The organism is Planococcus koreensis (assembly GCF_004761975.1).
Lineage (GTDB): Bacteria > Bacillota > Bacilli > Bacillales_A > Planococcaceae > Planococcus > Planococcus koreensis.
This window is the reverse complement of the sequence record NZ_RQII01000056.1, coordinates 1-22163: the sequence shown is the minus strand read 5'-3', so window position 1 is coordinate 22163 and position 22163 is coordinate 1. Positions and strand designations below refer to the sequence as shown.

Below are 22163 nucleotides of genomic sequence, written 5' to 3'. Positions count from 1 at the left end.
TTTTTTCCTTGTCTCATTTTATTGGGTCACTCTACCGCGATTGCGGGGCTTTTTTATTTGTGGTGAAGCAGAAGATGCGAGTGAGCGGGCCTTGCTGCAAGTAAAATAAGGCTTACTTCAAATGAAATAGAGACGCTACAAGAACACTGAAAATGCCGCAGGCAACAGCTGATTTTCTTCAACTAAACTTGAATTCACCCCTTGAACTTATAAGCAAACACTTATATAATGTGACAAGTACGAATAAAAGAAGGTGAAAAAATGGATTATCTTCAAATGGAGTCATATTTAAAAGCAATCGGCGATCATAATCGCATGCTTATCTTAAAGTACTTGATGACGGAATCGCTGTGCATCTGCGAATTTACGGAATTGATTGATATGACGCAGCCGGCCATCAGCCAGCATATGCGGAAACTAAAGCAGGCGGAACTCGTCACTGAAGAAAAGCGCGGGCGCTGGACGATCTGGTCGCTCAATATCCGCCATCCGCTGTATCCGATGCTCATCCACTTATTGAGTTTGCTGCCGGAGCCGGAGCGGACCGTGGCAAGCTTAGTGGCCGAAGGGAAAAAAGTAGTTTGTGAATAGGGAGTTGTGTTGAAAGTGGATATTTGGTCAGCCAGTTTGATATTTTTGATTACCTTAGTATTTGTAATTTGGCAGCCGCGCGGGCTGTCGATCGGATGGTCTGCGATTGCAGGGGCGCTTGTCGCTTTGCTTGTCGGCGTTGTTGATTTCGGCGATGTCTGGGAAGTGACGGGCATTGTCTGGAACGCGACGCTGACATTCGTCGCGTTGATCATCATTTCGTTGATCCTCGATGAAATCGGCTTTTTCGAATGGGCTGCGCTGCACATGGCGCGCTACGCCAAAGGCAGCGGCATCCGCATGTTTTTGCTGGTCATTGCGCTTGGTGCAGTAGTTGCCGCGTTATTCGCCAACGATGGAGCGGCGCTGATTTTGACGCCGATCGTCCTGGCGATGGTGCGTGCGTTGAAGTTCAAAGATACGATGATTCTGCCATTCATCATGGCATCCGGCTTTATTGCCGATACGGCATCGCTGCCGTTTGTCGTCAGCAACCTCGTTAACATCGTCTCTGCTGACTTCTTCGACATCAGCTTTGCACAATACGCGTTGAACATGTTCTTGCCGAATTTGTTCAGCGTAGGGGCGAGCATGCTGGTGCTGTATTTGTATTTCCGCAAAGACATACCTGCACATTTTGACGAAGGTGCTTTAAAAAAACCGGCCGAGGCATTAAAAGACGTAAAAATGTTCCATCTGTCTTGGGCTGTCCTGGGCGTCTTGCTGGTCGGTTATTTCATCAGCGATCCTTTGGGAATTCCGGTATCGTTCATCGCGGGTGCAGTTGCCATCATCTTCTTGGCAATTTCCCGCAGAAGCGAAGCGGTGGAAACAATGACCGTTTTGAAAAACGCACCATGGGCCGTAGTGTTCTTCTCAATCGGCATGTATGTCGTCGTCTACGGGCTGCGCAACGCGGGGCTGACATCGGTGCTCGCCACGGCAATCGAATGGACGGCGAGCCACGGCTTATTCGCTGCAACAGTGGGAATGGGCTTTATCGCAGCAATCTTGTCATCCATCATGAACAATATGCCGACTGTGATGATCGATGCACTGGCCATCTCCGAAACGAACACGACCGGCGTCATCCGCGATGCGCTGATTTATGCCAACGTCATCGGCTCGGACTTAGGCCCTAAAATCACGCCGATCGGTTCACTGGCAACCTTGCTGTGGCTCCATGTCCTGAAAACGAAAGGCGTGGAAATCAGCTGGGGCTATTATTTCAAAGTCGGCATCATCTTGACGGTTCCGATCCTTTTCATTACGCTGACGGGCTTATACCTGTCGCTGTTATTGCTCAATTAAATCCCGGCACAAAGCCGAAAAAAAGACAAGGCCGAGCGAAATCCGCTCTGCCTTGTCTTTTTGGTTTTTCGATTGGAACTTGGCAATTGGTGAATAGCGGTCAATCCAGAAATTTAGCCATGTAAATTTCGTTGTAAGGCTTGCCGCCGATCATTAATGCTTTCTCGCGAATACCTTCTTCTTTGTAGCCTGATTTCTCATACAGTTTGCGGGCAGCGTTGTTTTCTTCGACAACCGTCAGCTCCAGGCGATTAACACCTTTTGATTTTGCCCAGTTTTCCGCTTTTTCCAGTAAAGAAGTGGCCAGGCCTTTGTTTTGGGCGCTTTTCTGGATGCCCAGGACGATGGCTGCACGATGGGCTGCGCGGGCGGCTGTATTGCCGATGACCATCAAGTATCCGACATGTTCACCGTTCAAGATAGCGATGAAGATAGTGGAATGGCCTTGCTGCTTCCATTCAATTATCTGTTTGCGCATGCTCTGGGTAGATTGGATGCGTTCATCTTTCCCATAAAGCATATACTCGGATTCGCCTTCGACCAGTTTCTGGAGGGCGATCAATGACCGGGCATCGCCGTGTTCCGCTTGGCGGATCAGGAGGACGTCTTCATTGCCGGACGATGAACCGTCGCCTTCAGCTGGATTGATCCGCTCGAAAGTGACAAAGCGGTTCGTCATCACATCACTGACATAATAGCCTGCATCCATCCAAGCGTGGAAATGCTTAGCAGGCGGTTTTGTTTTTTTCCACCAACTTTTGTTCAAATAAGCGGCATTGGGCAATTGCTGCCCCATAATTTGTTCGATTTCAGTAAAAGACAAAGTAATTTTTTGAGATGATGCAGAAGCAAAATAATCGGCCAAAGGGATGTATTTTTTTTCCAAAATTATAGTCAATCTAAACGCTCCTTTCTTGAAAAGAATAAAATTAGTTGTGGTGATTATATCATTTGTCCTATTAAAATGTATATAATTATTTCCTTTTTCTTAAAAATTTTTTATTGTACAAAAAAAGGGGTTTAATTTACTATATTATTTAGTTAATTAGGTATATAGATATAAAATTAAAATGCAGTTTCAACAAAAATCTGTTCTCCAATTCCAGTGAAATCAAGGGTGTTCAAGTTTTCTTAATTGAACAGACAATTAAGAAAGTTATTGTAAAAACGGCTTAGCAAGTACAGCTGCAAATTTTGCGCTTTTGCGGAATTCAATTGTGTTTTGGCTATGCTTCCAGTTGTGTTAAAATTATTTCGGAAACCAACACCATTCAGGAGGCTAAAAAATGTCAAACGTTCTTGTTTTAGGACATAAAAATCCGGACACAGATTCAATTTGTTCGGCGATTTCATATGCATATTTGAAAAAACAGCTGGGCATGCCTGCGGAACCGATCCGTTTAGGGGAAGCCAATAACGAAACTCTCTACGCATTGGAATATTTCAAATTCGAACAGCCGCGCCTTGTTGAAAAAGTGGCAGCTGAAGCTTCACAGGTCATTCTTGTGGACCACAACGAGCGCCAGCAGAGCGCTGCCGATATCCAGGACGTCCAAATTCTTGAAGTGGTTGACCACCACCGCATCGCCAATTTCGAAACGGTCGATCCATTGTACTTCCGTGCCGAACCGGTCGGCTGCACAGCTACGATCATTTTGAAATTGTTCAAGGAACACGGTGTCGAAGTGCCGTCTGATATCGCTGGGCTTATGTTGTCGGCGATCATTTCAGACTCATTGCTCTTCAAATCGCCAACTTGCACAGAACAGGACTTGCAGGCTGCACGCGAACTTGCGGAAATCGCGAATGTTGATGCGGCACAATATGGTCTTGCCATGCTGAAAGCTGGTGCGGACCTTAGCAACAAAACTCTTGAAGACTTGATGTCGCTGGACTCGAAAGAATTCGAAGCCAACGATCACCGCTTTGAAGTGGCTCAAGTCAATGCCATCGATGTCAATGAAGTCATCAGCCGCCAAAAAGAACTGGAAGTGCTGATGAACGAAAAAATTGCTCGCAAAAACTTGGATTTATTCGCATTTGTGGTTACAGATATCCTGAACAATGATTCGGTCGCTATCGTCTTGGGACGCAAGGCGGACATCATCGAAGGCGCATTCAAGTCAAGCGTCGTTGACAACCGCATTTTATTGCCAGGCGTTGTTTCACGTAAAAAGCAGATCATACCGGTCATTACAGAAGCATTAAGCTGATCCCTCCGGGGGTCAGCTTTTTTGATGGACAGCATTTTCAGCAGTGCGCATAGGCAATAGGACGCCGTGTGCTGCGGAAGGTTGCATGGGCGAAGGAAATTGTCCGGTTGTGACTGGCACGGGGCGCCTTCACTTTTCGTGTTGTCCAGATCTGGCGGCCAGATTCTCGGGTCACTTCGGGAATGCCGACAATGGCAAAGAGCGCCATTACCGGCACAACTAAAACCATCTGCTCCTGTCCCTGCAACGCTTCGCTAGCTTCGGGACATGAAAGGCAGTTGCAGCACTTTGTGCTTCGTCGCAAAGTTAAGGCCGAATTTCCTTCGCCCTTAACTTGCCTGTCAGGGCTAACATGGGCATCTCCACTTTTCGTTTTGTCCAGTTCCGATGCCCAGCCCCTCGGGTCGCTTCGGACTTGCCGACAATGGCAAAGAGCGCCATTATCAGCAAGCCCTCCAGCGCCAGTCGGGGCTAACATGGGCATCTCCACTTTTCGTTTTACAGGCAAAAACATTGAGCGGGGTTTTGTTCGTTGTTATAGTAATGCGTGAGGTGAAATTATGAAAATTGAAATTTGGTCAGATTATGTATGTCCGTTTTGCTACATAGGCAAGCGTACGTTGGAACAGGCTTTAGAAAAATCTGGTTTTCATTCACAAGCTGAGATTTCGTTCAAGGCTTATCAATTAGATCCGGCAGCACCAGTCGATTCGACGGTGTCGGCATATGAAAGTTTAGCGGCAAAAACTGGCGCGACTTTGGAACAAGCAAAAGAAATGACGAAAGGCGTTGCGGCTCATGCGCGCTCAGTAGGACTTGAATATAATTTCGACGGTATGATGAATGGCAATACATTAGCGGCTCACCGCTTAGTGAAGTGGGCAGAGGTGCATGGCAAGGACGCACATTTGACGGAACTTCTCCTTCGTTCGTATTTCGTTGAAGGCAAGAACGTCAGCAATAATGGGGTATTAGCGGAAACGGCGGAAGCAGCCGGACTGCCTAAGGACGAAGCGGAAAGCATTCTGGCTTCCGACCGGTTCCACGACGAAGTGGCGGCGGATATCACGGAAGCACGCCAGATCGGCGTACAAGGCGTGCCGTTCTTTGTTATCAACCGCAAATACGCAATTTCCGGCGCACAGCCGCTGGAAGCTTTTGTCGATTCGATCCGCCAGATTGCGGACGAAGAAGGAATCCGTCCGAAGCTTAAGCCGATGGGCCAAAGCAAGACATCGTATTGCACCGGCGACTCGTGTGATTCGTGAGCAGATAAGTTGAATTAACCCTCGTTTTTTATTATAATTTGTTTATCTCAAATTCGAGAATAATAACATTAGTAAAAAGGAGCTTTTTAAAAAATGAATGTATTAGTCGTAAAAGCAAACAACCGCCCTGCAAGTGAAGGGGTTTCAAGTAAAATGTATGAGGTTTTCATGAATGAAATCGGCAACGATATTAATGTCAGCACGTTTGACGTTTTCAAAGAAGATATGCCGTATTTCGGACAGGATTTCTTTGATGCGATGCAAAAATCAGCTCAGGCTGAACCGATGAGCGATCTTGAACAGCGCCTTTTGACGGCTTCTTCTAAAGCAATGGACGCTTTCATGGATGCAGATGTAGTAGTTTTCGCATTCCCATTATGGAATATGACGATTCCTGCAGCTCTTCAGACGTTCATCGATTATATCTACCGTGCAGGCATGACGTTCAAATACACTGAAAATGGTCCTGTCGGGCTTGTTCCAGAGAAAAAAGTGATTATCCTGAACGCACGCGGCGGCATCTACTCTACGCCGGAAATGGCTCCGGCCGAAATGAGCGCGACTTACATCCGCAACATCATGAACTTCTTCGGTATCCAGGATATCAATGAAGTGATCATCGAAGGGCACGCATTGGACCCAGAGCGTGCAAATGAAATTATTGCAGAAGGCATGGAGCGTGTAAGAGACGCGGCCAACAGCCTGCAAACAATCAAAGCGTAATTGAATAGCAAGATAGACCGGAGGCGCATATGCGCCTCCGGTTTTTTTTGCGCCGCAATTGTTAAAAGTGCGCTTGGGCTGCTGATTAAAAAGAAGAGGACAGGGTAGTTATTTAGTAAAACGCTTTTAGGAGGGATAGCATGTCAAAAAATGAACATTCGAACCGCCTGCCAGACCATATGGAATCTTTGTGGAGAACATATAAGGAAGTCCCGAGCTTTCCGGCTTTGCAAGCCAATGAGTCGGCGGAGGTCGGGGTCGTCGGCGGAGGCATAGCAGGGATAGTGACGGCTTATTTGCTGGCGAAAGCCGGGAAAAAAGTGACACTCATCGATGCGGGCAAGTTGATCGATGGCGTCACTGGCTACACAACCGCCAAAATTACGGCACAGCACGGGTTGTATTACTTTCCGCTGATCAAGTTGATGGGCGAAGAAAAAGCGCGCTTGTATTATGAAGCCAATATGGGCGGTTTGAAATTCATTGAAGATTTGGCAGCTGAACTCAATATCGATTGCGATTTGACGCATCACGACGCGTTCCTTTACGCTAATACATCCCATGGCTCGGCGCTGCTTGAAAAAGAGGCGGAAGCATACGAAGCCTTGGGCATTGATGGCGGCTTGGCGAAAACAGAAGCGGAAGTGGACTTGCCATTTAGAGTGGATCAAGCTCTGGTCATGCGCAAACAAGCGCAATTCCACCCGGTGAAATTCCTGGCGAAACTGGTGAGTGAAATTGAACGGCTCGGGGGCAAAATCTACGAAAACACCCGCGCGCAAAAAATACTGAGCAAAGACGATCCGGTGATCCAAACGGAAAATATGTCGCATCTGTCGTGCGACAAAGTAGTGGTGGCGACCCATTATCCCTTCAATGACGCTGATGGGCTTTATTTCTCGAGGCTGTCCGTCAACCGTTCATACGTCATCGCGGCCCGGATTTCCGGCCTGATGCCGAATGGCATGTTCATCAGCGTTGATGCGCCGTCGCGCTCGCTGCGCTATGCAACAGGCATCGACGGCGAGAAATTACTGCTCATAGGAGGCGATGGCCATGCAACGGGCAAAAGCAAATCGCCGACCATGGAACATTACGAAAACTTGGCGCAATTCGGCGATGAGCATTTCGGCATTACGGAAATTCCGTACCGCTGGTCAGCGCAAGATATGACAACACTCGACAAAGTTCCTTATATAGGAAAGATCACCGCAGGCTACGACAATATCTTTGTTGCGACCGGTTTCCATAAATGGGGCATGTCGAACGGGGCGGCCGCCGGCATGCTGCTTGCTGACCATATTTTAGGGAAAGCGAATCCGTATGCGGAGCTCTTCGACCCGACGCGGACGAAGTTGAAAGCTGTCGATGCGCTGAGCTTTATCAAAGACAATAGCTCAGTGGCCAAAGAGTTGGTGAAAGGGAAGCTGCAGTCTTCTTCGAAAACCGTTGATGAGCTGGCGAATGGGGAAGGTGGATTGGTCAAAGTAGGCGGCAAGAAAGCCGGCGGCTACCGCGATGAATACGGCCAGCTGCATTTAGTCGACACAACTTGCACCCATCTTGGCTGTGAAACCCATTGGAACGATGCCGAGCGGTCATGGGATTGCCCATGCCACGGTTCACGCTTCTCCTTTAGCGGAGAAGTGCTCAACGGTCCGGCAGTAAAACCTTTGAATAAGATGGAAGAACCGGGATCCATATAAAAAAGCAGTGCGGAAAAATTCTCCGCACTGCTTTTCAATTTGTTCGGATTATGCAGGGTTTGCTTGCAATTCCAATGAAATCTTGATGTCTTCGCCGACAAGCACGCCGCCTGTTTCAAGCGCTTGGTTCCAAGTCAGGCCGAAATCCTTGCGGTTGATTTTGCTTTGCGCATTGAATGCAACAACTTCAACGCCCCATGGGTTCGTGCCTTTGCCGCCGTATTCCACTTCGAAAGTAGCTGGACGTGTTACGCCTTTGATCGTAAGGTCGCCAGTCAATTCGTACTCATCGTGTTTTTTCACGATATCGTTCGCCGTGAAAATGATGTGCGGGTGATTTTCAGCATCGAAGAAATCAGCTGAACGCAAGTGGTTGTCGCGGTCTTCGTTGTTTGTGTTGATGCTTGCGATGTCGATCTTGAAATCGATCAAAGCACCGGACAAATCCTCTTCGTTCGCTTCAACTTCCGCTTCAAAAGAAGTGAATGAGCCTTTTACTTTAGAGATCATCATGTGTTTTACTGAAAATCCGATTTCCGAGTGTGCTGGGTCTACTGTCCATTTTTTCATGTTATTGTTCCTCCTAATAGTCATATATCTATTTTCAACTATAAGGGCTAGAAATCTCGGTGTCAATAGTCTTTAATTAAAAACTCTTTAATTCGAGATATTTATTTTATCGGTCTTTAGAACGGAACATAGGGCTATCCCTTGTCAAAAGGGCAAGAAAATTAGATACTATTAAAAGCGAAAAGTTTAGAAGGGATTTGCTAGGGATGACGAAAGAAAAATGGTTAACGGATCTTCGCCGCTTTTTGGCTGATGATCACGTGAAAATGGACGAGCCGCTTCACCTGCATACCTTGACGCGCATGGGCGGCCCAGCTGATATTTTTGTGACACCGACAACTGAAGATGAAACAGCATACACTGTTAAATATGCATATGAAAACAATATTCCTTTGCTGCTTCTTGGCAACGGCTCCAATATGGTCGTTCGGGATGGCGGCGTACGCGGAATCGTACTGAACCTGAAAAGCCTGCATGCAATCCGCATTAATGGCACTACGCTTTATGCACAGGGCGGCGCCCATATCAAGGAAGTTTCTAAAGCCGCGGCGACGAACCGGCTGACCGGTTTTGAATTCGCTTGTGGCATTCCAGGCTCCATTGGAGGCGCCATGGCGATGAACGCAGGTGCTTATGGCGGGGAAATTAAGGACATTATCCTCCAGGCGACGGTTTTGACTCCTGAAGGGGACAAGCTGGTGCTATCTAAAGAAGAGATGGAATTGGGCTACAGAAAAAGCATCATAACCAAAAAAGGCTATTATGTGCTGTCAGCTGAATTCGGCTTGGAGTATGGAAGCCAACCAGTGATTGATGCGAAGATGGTCGACTTGACGTATCAGCGTGAATCGAAGCAGCCTTTGGAATTCCCATCGGCAGGAAGTGTTTTCAAACGGCCGCCAGGCAATTTTGCCGGCAAGCTGATCCAGGAAAGCGGCCTTCAGGGGCGTGGATTCGGCGGAGCGGAAGTATCGACGAAGCACGCAGGATTCATCGTCAACAAAAATAACGCGACAGCAGATGATTACATCCAGACAATTGAAATGGTGAAATCGGCAGTGCGGGAAAAATTCGGCATCGATTTAGAGCTTGAAGTGAAAATTGTTGGGGAAGACATGGCGTGACCGATTAGCGGGGCTTTTATAGAGCTCCGCTTTTTTTAATGCCCTAAAATTATGGTATAATAAACCAACGTGAAAAACTGGGGGTTTCCTATGATCGATTTTTCGACGAACGGTTTAATTCTAATGGGGGGCATTTTTCTCCTGGCGGGTGTGCTGATGACCAAAGTGTCTTCACGCGCCGGCGTGCCATCTCTCGTGCTTTTCATGATCATCGGCATGTTCTTGGGCAGCGATGTCACCGGCCTCATTTACTTTTCCAATGCTGAAATCGCCCAATTGGTCGGCATTGTCGCGTTGATCTTCATCCTGTTCGAAGGCGGCCTGCAAGCGAAATGGAAACACATCCGGCCGGTCATGGGCGGTTCGCTTTCCCTGGCGACGCTTGGCGTTATGATCACCACTGCAATCGTCGCAACTACTGCATATTATATCCTCGATATCACTTGGCTTGAAGCGTTCCTGCTGGGGTCGATTGTCGGCTCCACGGACGCCGCCGCAGTCTTTTCCGTATTAGCCGGACAAAACGTCAAATCCAAAATTTCATCCACTCTTGAAGCGGAATCCGGCACCAACGATCCAATGGCGATGTTTTTAACAATTGCATTTATCCAATTAATCATGATGCCTGACGCTTCGGTCGGATCAATGGTCGGCAGTTTCGTGCTTGAAATGGGCTTAGGCGCTGTGTTTGGCGTCGTATTGGGCTATTTGGCTTCCTGGACCTTAAATCGCATCAAGCTGGATGCCTCTGGATTGTACGCTGTGCTGTCAGCTGGCTTTGCGATTTTCATCTACAGCGCCACCGCGATGATGCATGGCAGCGGACTGTTAGCGGTTTATTTGGCTGCATTGGTCATCGGAACTCGCCAATTGACGCAAAGCTATTCCATCATCAGCTTCCATGAAGGCGTCGCATGGCTGATGCAGATCGTCATGTTCGTCCTGCTGGGCTTGCTGGTATTTCCTAGCCAGCTGCTGGATTGGGACTTGATGTGGAGAGGCTTGGTGCTGTCATTCGTCCTGATTTTGATTGCGCGTCCGATCGCTGTATTCGTTTCAACCGCGTTCTTCGACTATTCGCTGAACGAGAAATTGTTCTTGTCGTGGGCGGGGCTGCGGGGCGCGGTGCCAATCGTGCTCGCAACGTTCCCGATGATCGCGGGTGTCGAAAACAGCTACCTGTTCTTTAACATCGTATTCTTTATCGTGTTGACTTCGGCTTTGATCCAGGGTTCGACGATCCCGTTCATGGCCAGAAAATTATCGCTGAACGGCCGGCCGCTCCCGAAGCGGATCCACTCGCTGGAACTGATCTCGATGGACAAGGCCAATGCAGAAATGCTGGAAGTCGAATTGACGGCTAAATCACCGTTTGCCGGCCAGCTGGTGCAAACGATCGGACTGCCGAAACAGACCTTGATCAGTGCGATCATCCGTTCAGGGAAGTTGGTCATGCCGACGGGGACAACGAAATTGAAAGTTGGCGACGTCTTGTACGTTCTGACCGAAAAGAAACAAGTGCCGAAAGTGAAAATGGTGCTTGGAGAAGAAGACATCAATCATTAAGCCCGCAGCTTGCGGGCTTTTTATGTTACAGCAGCGAGTTTATAAAGGAATTTCTTGCGAATAAAGGATTTTTATTCCGGCGGTCGAATGATATAGCATCAGTGAAGAAAAAATGAGGGGGAAAAGCAAGTGGGGAAACAGAATAGAAACCGGAAGCTGCTGAAATGGATTGTGGGAATCGTGGGCGGTTTGGTGGTACTGGCGGCCGCAGCGCTAATTTTTGTAAACGTTTACATAGGGAAGTCGAGCCCGCAAGTGGAAGGCGAAATGGTGGTCAGCGTCTTGGATGGCGGTGCGACGGTGACGCGCGATGAAATCGGCGTTCCGCATATCGAAGCGGAGACGGATGCCGATTTGTACCGGGCACAGGGCTTTGTCCAAGCGCAGGACCGGCTATTCCAAATGGACCTGTCGCGCCGCCAAGCAAGCGGGCGTTTGGCGGAAGTGGTGGGAGCGGCGGCAGTCGACCGGGATAAATTCTTCCGGGTATTCAGCCTGCGCAACGCCGCTGAAAAATCCTGGAGCGGTTATGAACCACAAGCGCAGCAAGTCTTGGAATGGTACGCAGAAGGCGTCAATGCCTTCATGGAGCAAGCGAAAAAGGATGGCAAACTGAGCTATGAATTTGCGCTTCTCGGCTACGAACCCGAACCCTGGACGCCGGTCGATTCATTGACGATTGGCAAATTCATGGCGTATGACCTCGGCGGGCATTGGTCGTCGCTCGCCATCAGGCATTGGGCGCTGAATGAATTCCCGGAAGACAAGGCGAAGGAGATCTTCATCAAATACCCGGAAGATGCGCCATCGATCATCGCGGCAAACAAAAAGCAGCCGGTGCAAGTCGCTGGCCAATTTGACGCTTCAGTCATCCCGCCGGAATTCAATGGCAGCAATAACTGGGTCGTGTCCGGCGATAAGACGGCGAGCGGCTTGCCGCTGCTGGCGGATGATCCGCATCTTGGTTTGTCGACGCCGTCGATCTGGTACCAGATGCATTTGAAGTCCCCAGAGCAGAACGTCAGCGGCGTTATTTTCGCAGGGATTCCCGGCATCATTCTCGGCCATAACGAAAAGATTGCCTGGGGCGTGACGAATGTCGGCCCGGACGTCCAGGATTTGTACATCGAAACGCCGAATCCGGAAGATCCGACGCAATTTCTCTACGACGGGAAATGGGAGCAGGCGGAAATCCGCAACGAACCGATCAAAGTGAAAGACGGCGAAACCGAGGATTTTGAAGTGGCGGTTACGCGCCACGGGCCGATCATTTCGGACGTCTTGTACAAAGACGAAGATCCGGGTGCATCGTTTTCATTGCAATGGACCGCCCATGAACCGACCTTGGAGCTGCAAGCAGTACTGAGTTTCAACAAAGCGTCCAATTGGGAAGAGTTTGAGACCGCGCTGGAGGATTTCCAGGCGCCGGCGCAGAATTTCGTTTTCGCGTCGGTCGATGGAACGATCGCCTATAAAGCGAACGGCCGGATTCCGATCCGCAAACAAGGCGACGGCCAATTGCCGGTGCCTGGCGATTCGTCCGCGTATGGCTGGGAAGGCTATGTGCCATTCGATGAATTGCCGACAGCCGTAAATCCGGAAAGCGGTTTTATCGCGACGGCCAATAACGAAGTCGTCGACAGTTCGTACGAGTACCACATTACGGATTTCTGGGCGCAGCCGTACCGCTATGAGCGCATTGCAGAAGTGCTCGAATCAAAAGATGATCTGACGAAAGAAGATATGATGGCGTTGCAGATGGACCAGAAAAACCTGTATGCGGCCGAATTTTTAGAGGACATGATGGCTGCCGTCCAAGAAGAGACTGATGAACACGACGAATTGTTCAAAATGATGGCGGAATGGGATCAAGTCGACAGCAAAGGGGCTGCAGAACCGCTCGTTTTCCATAAATGGATGAAGCAGCTGCCTGTGACGATGCTGGCGGATGAATTTCCGGAAGATGTCTTTAGCCTCTTGCCGGGCAAAAACCACATCACCGACCAAATGATGCGCGACGCATTCAGCGGCAACGAAGGGGCATGGGTATCGGAATATGGAGGTGCGGGCAAATGGCTGCAGGATTCATTGGAAACGGCTCTTGGAGAAATCGAAGAAGAATTCGGCAGCGATGCCGGCGATTGGCAATGGGGAGACAACCATCAACTGACGTTCCCGCATCCGCTCGCAGGTGCATCGCCGATCTTCGAAGGCTTCCTGAATCCTGATCCTGTTCCGATTGGCGGATCCAACATCACGGTGCAGGCAGCCGGTTTTGATGGCGAAGGCAATGTTGACCACGGGGCTTCTTGGCGCTTTGTCGCGGATCTCAGCGATTTATCAAGCGCCTACCACATTGTCGGACCGGGATTAAGCGGGCACATGAAGTCGGATTTCTTCCATAACCAAGTAGACGATTGGGCGGAAGGGAATTTCCATGAAACGCTCCTTGAAGGGGAAGTGGAAGGTTCGGTCTTAAGATTGTCGCCTGAATAAGTTATACTGAAAGAAAATGATGTGAGGGCGGTAGGCTTGAAGAATTTATTGGCGGTCGGATTCGGCGGAATGGCGGGCTCATTATTGAGGGCGGTTATCTACGAAGGGGTGTCTTCGTTCACTGGCTTATGGATTGTGAACTTGCTTGGCAGCTTGTTGCTCGGCTTTGTTGCAGGGCGCTTCCACGCAAAGTCAGCCCCTTTCCGCTTATTCGTGTCGACTGGTTTGCTCGGCTCGTTTACGACGTTCTCAACTTTCACCGCTGAATGGTTCCGGCTGATGGAACGTTCGTTCACGGGCGGCTTGTTGTTGGCACTCGGAATGACGGCATTTTCTGTTGGAACAGCCGCAATCGGGCTGAAGTTCGGCAGAAAGGCGGTGGCGGGATGATCGGCATCGCGCTTGGCGGATTTTTAGGGGCGATTGCCCGATATGGCTTTTACTTAATGGCCGAAAGCCGGGCCAGGCAGCCGAAGCTAGCGACGTGGCTGGTCAACAGCCTCGGTTCGTTGGCGCTCGGCATGTTTATCGGTGCAGGCAGTGTCTCGCCGTTTTGGATGGTTGGCTTCTTGGGGGCCTTCACGACATTTTCCACGATGGCGCTCGACGCCGTTAAGGATGTTGAAGACGGCCGCCTGCTCGAGGCGGCGTCTTATCTCGGAGCCACGCTCGTGAGCGGCATTGTCTTGTTCAGTGCCGGCTATCATTTATTGCATTGACGCAAAAAGAATAAGCCGTTCCGGCAAAAGGAACGGCTTTTTTCTATGGCTGTCAACAGTTAAAAAGCTTGAAGGAAAGTGCCTTTTTCGATGGTCCGGCCCATGCGGCCGGTTGTGGTTTCGGCGTGAAGCAATGATTGATAGACCGCTTCTTCGGTCGCCTCGATGACGCCTTTGAATAATTCGGCCATCAGCGGATGGTCATCGCGCAAGAGCGTCGATTGGCGCAGCGCCTCCGCTGATGTGTGGGCAATGCGTTCAGCGTTGGAAAACGCGATGATAATGTCGCCGCTGCCATTGTGGATATGGGTTCCGGTGCGTCCGAGCCCAATCGCCGCACGTTTCGCCAGGCGCTTCAGCTGCCGGCTGTCGAGCGGAGCATCGGTGGCGATCACAATGATGACAGAACCGTCCGGCTTTTCAGGAGCGGGGAAATCCGGCTGCCAGTTGGCAATGGCAATTTCCTCTTTAAGGCCGAAATTGCTCAGTACCAAAGCTCCGGTGGTGTACTGTTGCCCTTCAAATTCCGCCATGCGCGAAGCGGAACCGATGCCGCCTTTGACGCCGTAGCAGATCATCCCTTTTCCGGCGCCTACCGCGCCTTGCGCGAAATCTGCTGTGGCGGCGTTGATTGCCTGTTCCGCATGTTCCGGAAGCACGGCCATCAGGCGCATCGAGTTCAAATAGCTGTCGTTGCATTCGCCGACGACGATATTGAGCGAGCTGATCGAATCGCCGATTGCCGGGTTTTCGCGCAGCATCCAGTCCATCGTGCCCTGCAGCACAGCGGCAACGCTGAAAGTATTCGTCAGCATAATCGGCGATTCGAGGACGCCGAGCTCTTCGATTTGCACCAATCCGGCGGTTTTGCCGAAGCCGTTCAACACAAAGCTCGCGGCTGGAACTTTTTCTTCAAACCAATTGCCGGCATGCGGCAAAATGGCGGTGACGCCTGTACACACGGATTCGTCCGCAGACAAGCGCTCTTCGAGTGTTGTGTGCCCGACTGTAACTCCGGCGACATCGGCAATTGAATTCAATTTTCCTTTTTTCAATGAAATCACCATCTCTTTTTTCTTTGATTGAAGTAAAAACAGCAGCCGGCATTTTCACGGGCTGCTGTTTTCCGTTTTACTTTACAATGATCACAGGAGCCTGCACGCGCTTCGCGACTTTGTGGCTGAGACTGCCAAGCACCATCTCCTGAAGGGCATTCAAGCCGCGGCTGCCGATAAAGACGATGTCGTAGCCGGTCTCGTTGGCGTGCTTGACGATGGTCGGTCCTGGGGTGCCATGCAATGTTTTTGTTTCAAAAGCGACTCCAGCGCCCTGAAATACGGCTTCGAGCGGCTCCAGGTGCTTGCGGCGTTCGAAATGGACTTCGTCGCTGCTCTGGCCATGAAGGATTTCGCTGCGCGCTTTTTCATAATCGATAACATACAGCAGCGTGACGGAGGCATCGGGGTTCGCTTTCGCCATCTTCACCGCTTCATGTGCAGCGCGCATCGAATGGTCCGAGCCGTCTGCCGCCACTAAGATTTTCTGGTACATGCAAATTCCCCCTACTAATTGTCCGGATACTCTTAAACTATTCGACGGAAGCTTGCGTAATCCTTCCCGCCGGCTTGTGGCAATCATTCAAACCGAGGTTTGACTAATGGGTGGCAAGGAATTATACTGGCAGTAACAATCAAATATACGTTTGAATGAAAGAAGGAATCGCGATGAGAGAAATATGTGAAGTCACGAAAGTCCATCCGGAAGTAGTGGAAAACGTCCAAAATCAACTGGCGGATTTATCGGAAGTCGCCAATCTCTTTAAAGCCCTAGCAGATGAAACCCGTTTGAATATCGCTTATGCGTTAACAATAGAAGAAGAAATGTGCGTCTGTGATATCGCCGCAGTCATTGGCTCGTCGACGGCAACTGCTTCGCATCATTTGCGCTATTTGCGTGAACGCGGACTTGCGAAGTCGCAGAAAAAAGGCAAGCAAGTCTATTATTCCTTGTCGGACAGCCATGTCCATCAGCTCGTCACAATCGCCCATGAACATGCGAAAGAAGGTGTGCACGATGCAAAAGACATACCGTCTTGAAAACCTGTCCTGCACCAGCTGTGCAGCGAAGTTTGAAAAAAATATCCGCAGCTTGCCCGAAACGAAAGACGTCATATTGAATTTTGGCGCTTCAAAACTTACAGTTGACGGCAACGTTTCGATCGAAGAACTTGAAAAAGCAGGGGCATTCGACCATATCCGTGTTTATCCTGAACGGGAGAAAGTTGTCCATATGCCATTTTACAAACGGCGCCAGACCATTGAAACGGCCATTTCCCTGATTCTTTTAATTGTCGGGATTGCCATTTCGTTCCGTACTTCTGAAACGGATCCAGCAGCGATTGCCTTGTTCGCAGGATCGATGCTGGTGGGCGGCTACCATATGTTCGGAACCGGCCTCCGCAATCTGGTGAAAATGCAATTCGATATGAAGACGCTGATGACGATCGCGATTATCGGTGCGGCAATCATCGGCGAATGGCGGGAAGGTGCGGTCGTCGTGTTCTTGTTCGCCATCAGCGAAGTGCTGGAGACGTTCTCGATGAACAAAGCCCGCCAGTCCATCCGCGGTTTGATGGACCTTGCGCCAGCGCGTGCGCTGATTCAGCGCGGCGGAGAACTCATCGAAATGGATACAGAGGATATCCGCATCGGCGACGTCATGATTGTCAAACCGGGCCAAAAAATCGCCATGGACGGCAATGTCCTGCGCGGCGAAAGTTCGGTTAATCAGGCAGCCATCACTGGTGAATCGATACCGGCTTCCAAAGAGGCAGGCGATGAAGTATTTGCCGGAACGATGAACGAAGAAGGGGCACTCGAAATCACGGTGACAAAACGCGTCGAAGATACAACGATTGCGAAAATCATCCATCTTGTTGAAGAAGCGCAAGCTGAAAAAGCACCGTCCCAGAAATTCGTCGACCAATTCGCAAAATACTACACACCGGCAATCATCGCCATCGCTTTTTTCGTGGCGCTGGTTCCTGGATTCGTCACAGGTGATTGGCAGTTATGGGTTTACCAAGGCCTCGCAGTGCTGGTCGTAGGTTGTCCGTGTGCGCTTGTCGTGTCGACGCCTGTCGCCATTGTCACAGCAATCGGCAATGCAGCGCGCCAAGGCGTCTTGATCAAAGGCGGCATCCATCTAGAGGAAACGGGCCGCATCAAAGCTGTGGCATTCGATAAGACAGGCACGTTAACAAAAGGCTATCCCGAAGTGACGGATGTGTATGCACAAGAGGGCTACAATAAAGACGAAGTATTGAAAATTGCTGCTTCCGTTGAAGCGATGTCCCAGCATCCGCTGCGCGCGCCATTACAGTGCGTGTTCCGGAGGTCTACAGCATCACGGCTTTTAAATCCGTGACCGGCAAAGGCGTCACTGCTGTGGTGAACGGAATGCCTGTCTATGTCGGCAGCCTCGGCTGGGCAGCGGAATTCGGTTTTGCTGTCCCACAGGCGTACGAAAAACTGCAGGAAAGCGGAAAGTCAGTGGTAGCCGTCTTCTCGGATATGGAATTGATCGGCTCAGTGGCGGTAGCTGATGCAATTCGCCCTGAAAGCCCGGCCATCATCCAGGCTTTAAAGGATATGGGCATTGAAGAAACGATCATGCTGACGGGAGACCACCCGGTGACTGCGCAAGCGATCGCCGGACAAATCGGCGTCACGGATGTCCGCGCAGGCTTGATGCCGGAAGAAAAACTGGTGGCTGTCAAAGAGCTGCAGGGCATCTACGGCCGTGTGGCGATGGTCGGCGACGGCATCAACGACGCACCGGCTTTAGCAGCTTCATCGGTCGGCATCGCCATGGGCGGCGCAGGCACGGATGCGGCACTGGAAACCGCCGATATCGCCTTGATGGCGGATGATCTTGAAAAACTTCCGTATACGATTCGACTCAGCCGAAAAACTTTGCGTATAATAAAGGAAAACATCATTTTCGCATTGGGTTTGAAAATTATCGCTTTGCTTCTGATCATTCCGGGATGGCTGACCTTATGGATCGCCATTTTTGCGGATATGGGCGCGACGCTGCTGGTCATCTTGAATGCCCTTCGCCTCGTGAAAATCCAGAAGTAAAAGCATGTTGGGGGAAATCGCATTGAAGTTGACTGAATGGACGATAGAAGAACAGGAACAGCTCATTGAATTCATGACCACCAATTCTTGGCCGTTCCACGGGCAGGAACATCCGGTGCGGGCATTAATTGAAAAGACGATTGAAGGCGGCGGCTATAAATCGGATCAAGTCCGCACGTTCTGGATTGAAAACGATGAAGGCGAGCAAGTGGGGCTTGTGAAGATTTTTGATTTGCAGGACGATATTCCGCTATTCGATTTGCGGATCGCCGAACCTTACCGCGGCAAAGGCTATGGCCCGAAAGCATTGAAGCTCGTTGCTGATTTCGTGTTTTCGCTGCCGGAGAAGAAAATCCGCCTCGAAGGAAATACGCGGCATGACAATTTCGCGATGCGCAAAGCATTCGAACGCACCGGCTTTGCCAAAGAAGCACATATTCGCCAAGCGTGGTTTTCGCCGAAAGAAAACCGTTATTACGATGCCGTGACTTATGGATTGACGCGCGAAGACTGGCAAGCGGGCATAACGACGCCTGTCCATTGGGACGATGCCTTGGTCGGTGCCAAGAAGCCGCAATTCAATCCGATTCTGCTCGACTTCCCGGATGAATTCGAATCCGAAAGGCTGCTGATACGTGCGCCGAAAAGAGAAGACGCTGAGCAATGCTACGAGGCTGTGCTGCATTCCTTGGAATCGCTCAGCCCGTGGCTGCCTTTTGCGGAAGATCCGCCGGAGCTTGCACGGACAGAAGCGGTGCTCATTGAAGCGGCTGCCAATTTCCAGCTGCGCAAAGATTTGCGCCTTCACTTTTTTTCAAAAGAAACCGGGGAATTCATTGGCTCGACAGGGCTTCACCGCATCAATTGGGAAGTCCGGAAGTTCGAAATCGGCTACTGGGTCGACCACCGTTTTGAAGGCAAAGGCTATGTGACGGAAGCTGTGGAGCGCATTACCCGATTCGCTTTTGAAGATCTTGAAGCGAACCGCGTAGAAATCCGCTGCGATCCGGAAAATGTGCGGAGCCGCGCTGTAGCGGAACGCCTCAATTTTGAGCTCGAAGGTATTTTGCGCAACGACGCCATTTCCAAAAACCGCCTGCGCGACACATGCGTCTATTCGAAAATTAAGCAATAAAAGTTATTTTGTTAATCGATATTCCGCAAAACAGCCCCGCTTTCCTGCGGGCTTGCGCCGAACTAACTCGTGCTGACGCCCGAGTGGATTTCGGCACTTCGCTATCCCGCGGGAGTCGGAGCTGTTTTGCTTCATATCTGAAGATTACTAATTAGTTTAGAAATGGCAATTAATATCTTCCTAGATGAATGAAGTGTTTTGATAATGAGAGAAATCCTTTGAATGAAGCGGAAGGCGGCGACTCCAGCGGGCAAAGCCTGAGCTGAAGGCCCCGCAGGAGCGCTAGCGACGAGGAGACTGAAGCCAGGTCCGCGGAATGCGTCCGCCTGAAGCGAAATGAAAAGGTGATTGAGAGTTTCTCAAGCAATAAAAAAAGGCCGGAGACAAATGTCCCGGCCTTTTCTATGTTTTAGGGCTGTTATAAGCCTTTTCTTCCTGAAATTAAGTTGATGACTAAAATGATAGCCGCAATAATTAGAAGAATGTGGATTAAACCACCAGCAACGTCCATTAAAAATCCAACTAACCAAATAACAATAATAACTGCTAAAACAATCCAAAGTATACGCGCCATGTTTCTTCACCTAACCTTTCTCTTGAGATAGTAATATTTACCCCAGACGTTCTAAGGATAAACATCCAGAATATTAGAACAGCGCAGACTTGCCGGAAGCTCAGTTGTTTCGGCGGTTGCGGTATAGTAAACTGAAGGAAGTTATGTGAGGGAGGAACTGACTTTGCCTACTCCAAGTATGGAAGACCATATTGAAATAATATATGCATTAATTGAACAAAAAGGGTACGCACGTGTATCGGATATTGCGGAAGCGCTGTCGGTACTGCCGTCATCCGTCACCAAAATGGTGCAAAAACTCGATAAAGACGGCTATTTGATTTATGAACGCTACCGGGGCCTCGTGTTGACGCCAAAAGGGCAGAAACTAGGGAAACGCTTATTGAAGCGGCACGATTTGCTGGAGCAGTTCCTGCGGCTGATCGGTGTGGAGGAAGAACGCATTTATGGGGATGTTGAAGGCATCGAGCACCATTTAAGCTGGAATTCAATTGACCGGATTGCGGATTTGGTTCAAACACTGGAGGACCATCCCGAAATGGTTGCTGAATTGGAAAAGCTGAAGAACGACCAAAAAGAAAGTTAAATAGAAGGAGGCTGCATTATGAGTTTGCATCCAGGATTGAAAGCGAATTTAAAAATTAAAGACCGGTCAAGTTCACTATGGGTTTTGACAGATGGTTCTGGCGATGAAGTCTTCATGAACGCATCGGAAATCGAAGAAGGGCAGGAAGTCGGCGAAGAAATCGAAGTGTTCCTGTACCGCAACCGCCAAGGTGGCATCGCGGCGACGCCGATGATTCCGCATATTCTGCCAAGCGTATATGGCTGGGCGAAAGTGCTGAAAGTATCGCCACGCGAAGGCGCAGTCGTGGATATCGGCACGACCCGTGAAGTCTATGTGCTGCCTGCGGACCTTCCGCAAGTACAGGAATTATGGCCGAAACAAGGCGACCATTTGTTCATGACGCTGCGCACAGACCGCTACGGCGACTTGTACGGCCGATTGGCGACAGAAGAGACGGTGCTGGAGCTAAGTGCACCGGCCCCTGAAGAAGTGTTCAATAAAGACTTGAAGGCGCGCGCTTACCGTCTGCTGCCGGTCGGTTCTTTCATGTTGACGGTTCCGGAAATGTACCGTGTCTTCGTCCATGAAACTGAGCGTGAAGAAGAACCCCGCCTTGGGGAAGAGAAGACCGTACGCATCATCGGTGTTAAAGAAGACCGTACATTGAACGGCTCGCTGCTTCCGCGCAAGCAGGAGCGCCTGTCCGACGATGCTGAAATGATTTTGCGCTATTTGGAGGAATCGGGCGGCAAAATGCCGTTCACAGACAAATCCTCACCGGATGAAATCTATGAGATGTTCGGTTTGAGCAAGGCCGCATTCAAGCGCGCCATCGGCCGATTGTACAAAGAACGCCGCATCGTCCAAGAAGAAGGCTGGACAAAATTAACGCCTTGATGCAACCTTTTCAAATTAAAAGCGTATTAATTTGGAGAAAGGGGCAACTAATATGAAGAAAATGATCTCCATCATCACCATCATTCTGGCAATTTCCTTGCTGGCGCCGCAAGCAGGCTCAGCAAACGTAGGTATAAATGAAAAGTTCGGGGTGCCGATCGTGGTTTACGGCGGCAATCTCTCCGATGCTGAAAAAGAAAGCGTTGCGGGCAGCTTGAACGTAGCGGAAGAAGCTGAAGTGGAAGAAATCGAAGTGACCGGGGAAGACCTGATCACTTACATTAAAGACGGCGACCCGCGCGCCCGCATGTACTCATCGGCTAAAATCACCCGCAAGGAAGCCGGCGAAGGCTTGGTTATCCAAATCGTAACACCGGACAACATTACACAAGTCACGTCTGAAATGTACGCCAACGCGATGCTGACAGCGGGCATTGAAGATGCGACAGTGGAAGTGGCTGCACCGAAAGCGGTAACTGGCCATTCTGCGCTTGTCGGAATTTACAAAGCATATGAAGTGAACGGCGAACAATTGGATCCGGAACGGACCGATGTCGCCA

Annotated in this window: 21 protein-coding genes and 1 pseudogene; 17 read left to right on the top strand and 5 right to left on the bottom strand. The window is 49.9% G+C overall.

Annotation, left to right across the window (positions count from 1 at the left end; translation table 11 throughout):
• Positions 1-261: 261 nt before the first annotated feature.
• Both EGV91_RS13470 and EGV91_RS13465 read left to right on the top strand, forming a co-directional pair.
• Positions 262-591 (top strand): ArsR/SmtB family transcription factor, encoded by a 330-nt coding sequence (locus tag EGV91_RS13470; protein WP_135504556.1) that lies wholly within the window; start codon positions 262-264, stop codon positions 589-591.
• A 15-nt stretch (positions 592-606) separates the two neighbouring features.
• Positions 607-1902 carry an arsenic transporter gene (locus EGV91_RS13465; protein WP_135504555.1) on the top strand — a complete coding sequence of 432 codons (1296 nt, stop codon included), beginning with the start codon at positions 607-609 and terminating at the stop codon, positions 1900-1902.
• Positions 1903-2002: 100 nt separating this feature from the next.
• On the opposite strand, the gene EGV91_RS13460 is transcribed toward EGV91_RS13465, so the two are convergent.
• Entirely contained in the window at positions 2003-2800 is a 798-nt protein-coding gene (locus tag EGV91_RS13460; RefSeq protein ID WP_135504554.1) for a GNAT family N-acetyltransferase, read from the bottom strand.
• Positions 2801-3188: 388 nt separating this feature from the next.
• On the opposite strand from EGV91_RS13460, the gene EGV91_RS13455 reads away from it, so the two are divergent.
• From EGV91_RS13455 to EGV91_RS13440, 4 genes are all read left to right on the top strand, one after another.
• Positions 3189-4115, top strand: a complete 927-nt coding sequence (locus EGV91_RS13455; RefSeq protein WP_135504552.1) for a manganese-dependent inorganic pyrophosphatase — start codon at positions 3189-3191, stop codon at positions 4113-4115.
• A gap of 560 nt (positions 4116-4675) precedes the next feature.
• Positions 4676-5383 carry a DsbA family oxidoreductase gene (locus EGV91_RS13450; protein ID WP_135504551.1) on the top strand — a complete coding sequence of 236 codons (708 nt, stop codon included), beginning with the start codon at positions 4676-4678 and terminating at the stop codon, positions 5381-5383.
• 93 nt (positions 5384-5476) lie between these two features.
• The gene (locus EGV91_RS13445) at positions 5477-6106 is read left to right on the top strand and encodes an FMN-dependent NADH-azoreductase (RefSeq protein WP_135504550.1); all 630 of its coding nucleotides are present in this window, start codon (positions 5477-5479) and stop codon (positions 6104-6106) included.
• A 140-nt stretch (positions 6107-6246) separates the two neighbouring features.
• On the top strand, positions 6247-7812 hold the full coding sequence (locus tag EGV91_RS13440; RefSeq protein ID WP_135504549.1) for an FAD-dependent oxidoreductase: 1566 nt from the start codon (positions 6247-6249) through the stop codon (positions 7810-7812).
• A gap of 48 nt (positions 7813-7860) precedes the next feature.
• On the opposite strand, the gene EGV91_RS13435 is transcribed toward EGV91_RS13440, so the two are convergent.
• Positions 7861-8382: a YceI family protein gene (locus EGV91_RS13435; protein WP_135504547.1), complete on the bottom strand. Its 522-nt coding sequence runs from the start codon at positions 8380-8382 to the stop codon at positions 7861-7863.
• Between the two features lie 206 nt (positions 8383-8588).
• Between EGV91_RS13435 and murB the strand changes: the two genes are divergently transcribed.
• From murB to EGV91_RS13410, 5 genes are all read left to right on the top strand, one after another.
• Positions 8589-9506, top strand: coding sequence for a UDP-N-acetylmuramate dehydrogenase (gene murB / locus EGV91_RS13430; RefSeq protein ID WP_135504546.1), 918 nt, complete (start codon positions 8589-8591; stop codon positions 9504-9506).
• Positions 9507-9596: 90 nt separating this feature from the next.
• Complete coding sequence (locus EGV91_RS13425) at positions 9597-11072, top strand: potassium/proton antiporter (protein ID WP_135504543.1); 1476 nt, start codon at positions 9597-9599, stop codon at positions 11070-11072.
• A 129-nt stretch (positions 11073-11201) separates the two neighbouring features.
• Positions 11202-13568 carry a penicillin acylase family protein gene (locus EGV91_RS13420; protein ID WP_135504541.1) on the top strand — a complete coding sequence of 789 codons (2367 nt, stop codon included), beginning with the start codon at positions 11202-11204 and terminating at the stop codon, positions 13566-13568.
• A gap of 36 nt (positions 13569-13604) precedes the next feature.
• Positions 13605-13958: a fluoride efflux transporter FluC gene (locus tag EGV91_RS13415; protein WP_135504540.1), complete on the top strand. Its 354-nt coding sequence runs from the start codon at positions 13605-13607 to the stop codon at positions 13956-13958.
• A complete protein-coding gene (locus EGV91_RS13410; protein WP_135504538.1) occupies positions 13955-14287 on the top strand; it encodes a fluoride efflux transporter FluC in 333 nt (110 codons plus the stop codon). Before EGV91_RS13415 ends, EGV91_RS13410 begins: the two co-directional genes overlap by 4 nt.
• 59 nt (positions 14288-14346) lie before the next feature.
• On the opposite strand, the gene EGV91_RS13405 is transcribed toward EGV91_RS13410, so the two are convergent.
• Both EGV91_RS13405 and EGV91_RS13400 read right to left on the bottom strand, forming a co-directional pair.
• Positions 14347-15342, bottom strand: a complete 996-nt coding sequence (locus tag EGV91_RS13405) for a DmpA family aminopeptidase (RefSeq protein WP_135504537.1) — start codon at positions 15340-15342, stop codon at positions 14347-14349.
• A 76-nt stretch (positions 15343-15418) separates the two neighbouring features.
• Entirely contained in the window at positions 15419-15838 is a 420-nt protein-coding gene (locus EGV91_RS13400) for a universal stress protein (RefSeq protein WP_135504536.1), read from the bottom strand.
• 173 nt (positions 15839-16011) lie between these two features.
• On the opposite strand from EGV91_RS13400, the gene EGV91_RS13395 reads away from it, so the two are divergent.
• The 3 genes and pseudogenes from EGV91_RS13395 to EGV91_RS13385 all read left to right on the top strand — a co-directional run bounded on the left by EGV91_RS13395 (position 16012) and on the right by EGV91_RS13385 (position 19564).
• A complete protein-coding gene (locus EGV91_RS13395) occupies positions 16012-16383 on the top strand; it encodes an ArsR/SmtB family transcription factor (RefSeq protein ID WP_135504534.1) in 372 nt (123 codons plus the stop codon).
• A pseudogene (locus EGV91_RS13390) lies at positions 16361-18429 on the top strand (heavy metal translocating P-type ATPase). Before EGV91_RS13395 ends, EGV91_RS13390 begins: the two are co-directional and overlap by 23 nt.
• Before the next feature lie 22 nt (positions 18430-18451).
• Positions 18452-19564 carry a GNAT family N-acetyltransferase gene (locus EGV91_RS13385; protein WP_135504558.1) on the top strand — a complete coding sequence of 371 codons (1113 nt, stop codon included), beginning with the start codon at positions 18452-18454 and terminating at the stop codon, positions 19562-19564.
• Positions 19565-19982: 418 nt separating this feature from the next.
• Here the strand turns inward: EGV91_RS13385 and EGV91_RS13380 are convergent, their stop codons facing one another.
• On the bottom strand, positions 19983-20138 hold the full coding sequence (locus EGV91_RS13380) for a lmo0937 family membrane protein (protein WP_135504533.1): 156 nt from the start codon (positions 20136-20138) through the stop codon (positions 19983-19985).
• Positions 20139-20301: 163 nt separating this feature from the next.
• Here EGV91_RS13380 and mntR point away from each other — a divergent pair, with 163 nt between their 5' ends.
• The 3 genes from mntR to EGV91_RS13365 form a co-directional block, all read left to right on the top strand.
• Entirely contained in the window at positions 20302-20724 is a 423-nt protein-coding gene (gene mntR, locus EGV91_RS13375; RefSeq protein WP_135504531.1) for a transcriptional regulator MntR, read from the top strand.
• An 18-nt stretch (positions 20725-20742) separates the two neighbouring features.
• A complete protein-coding gene (locus EGV91_RS13370; protein ID WP_135504530.1) occupies positions 20743-21603 on the top strand; it encodes a CvfB family protein in 861 nt (286 codons plus the stop codon).
• A 52-nt stretch (positions 21604-21655) separates the two neighbouring features.
• On the top strand, positions 21656-22163 hold a 508-nt coding region (locus EGV91_RS13365), incomplete at its 3' end, for a DUF1002 domain-containing protein (protein WP_135504528.1).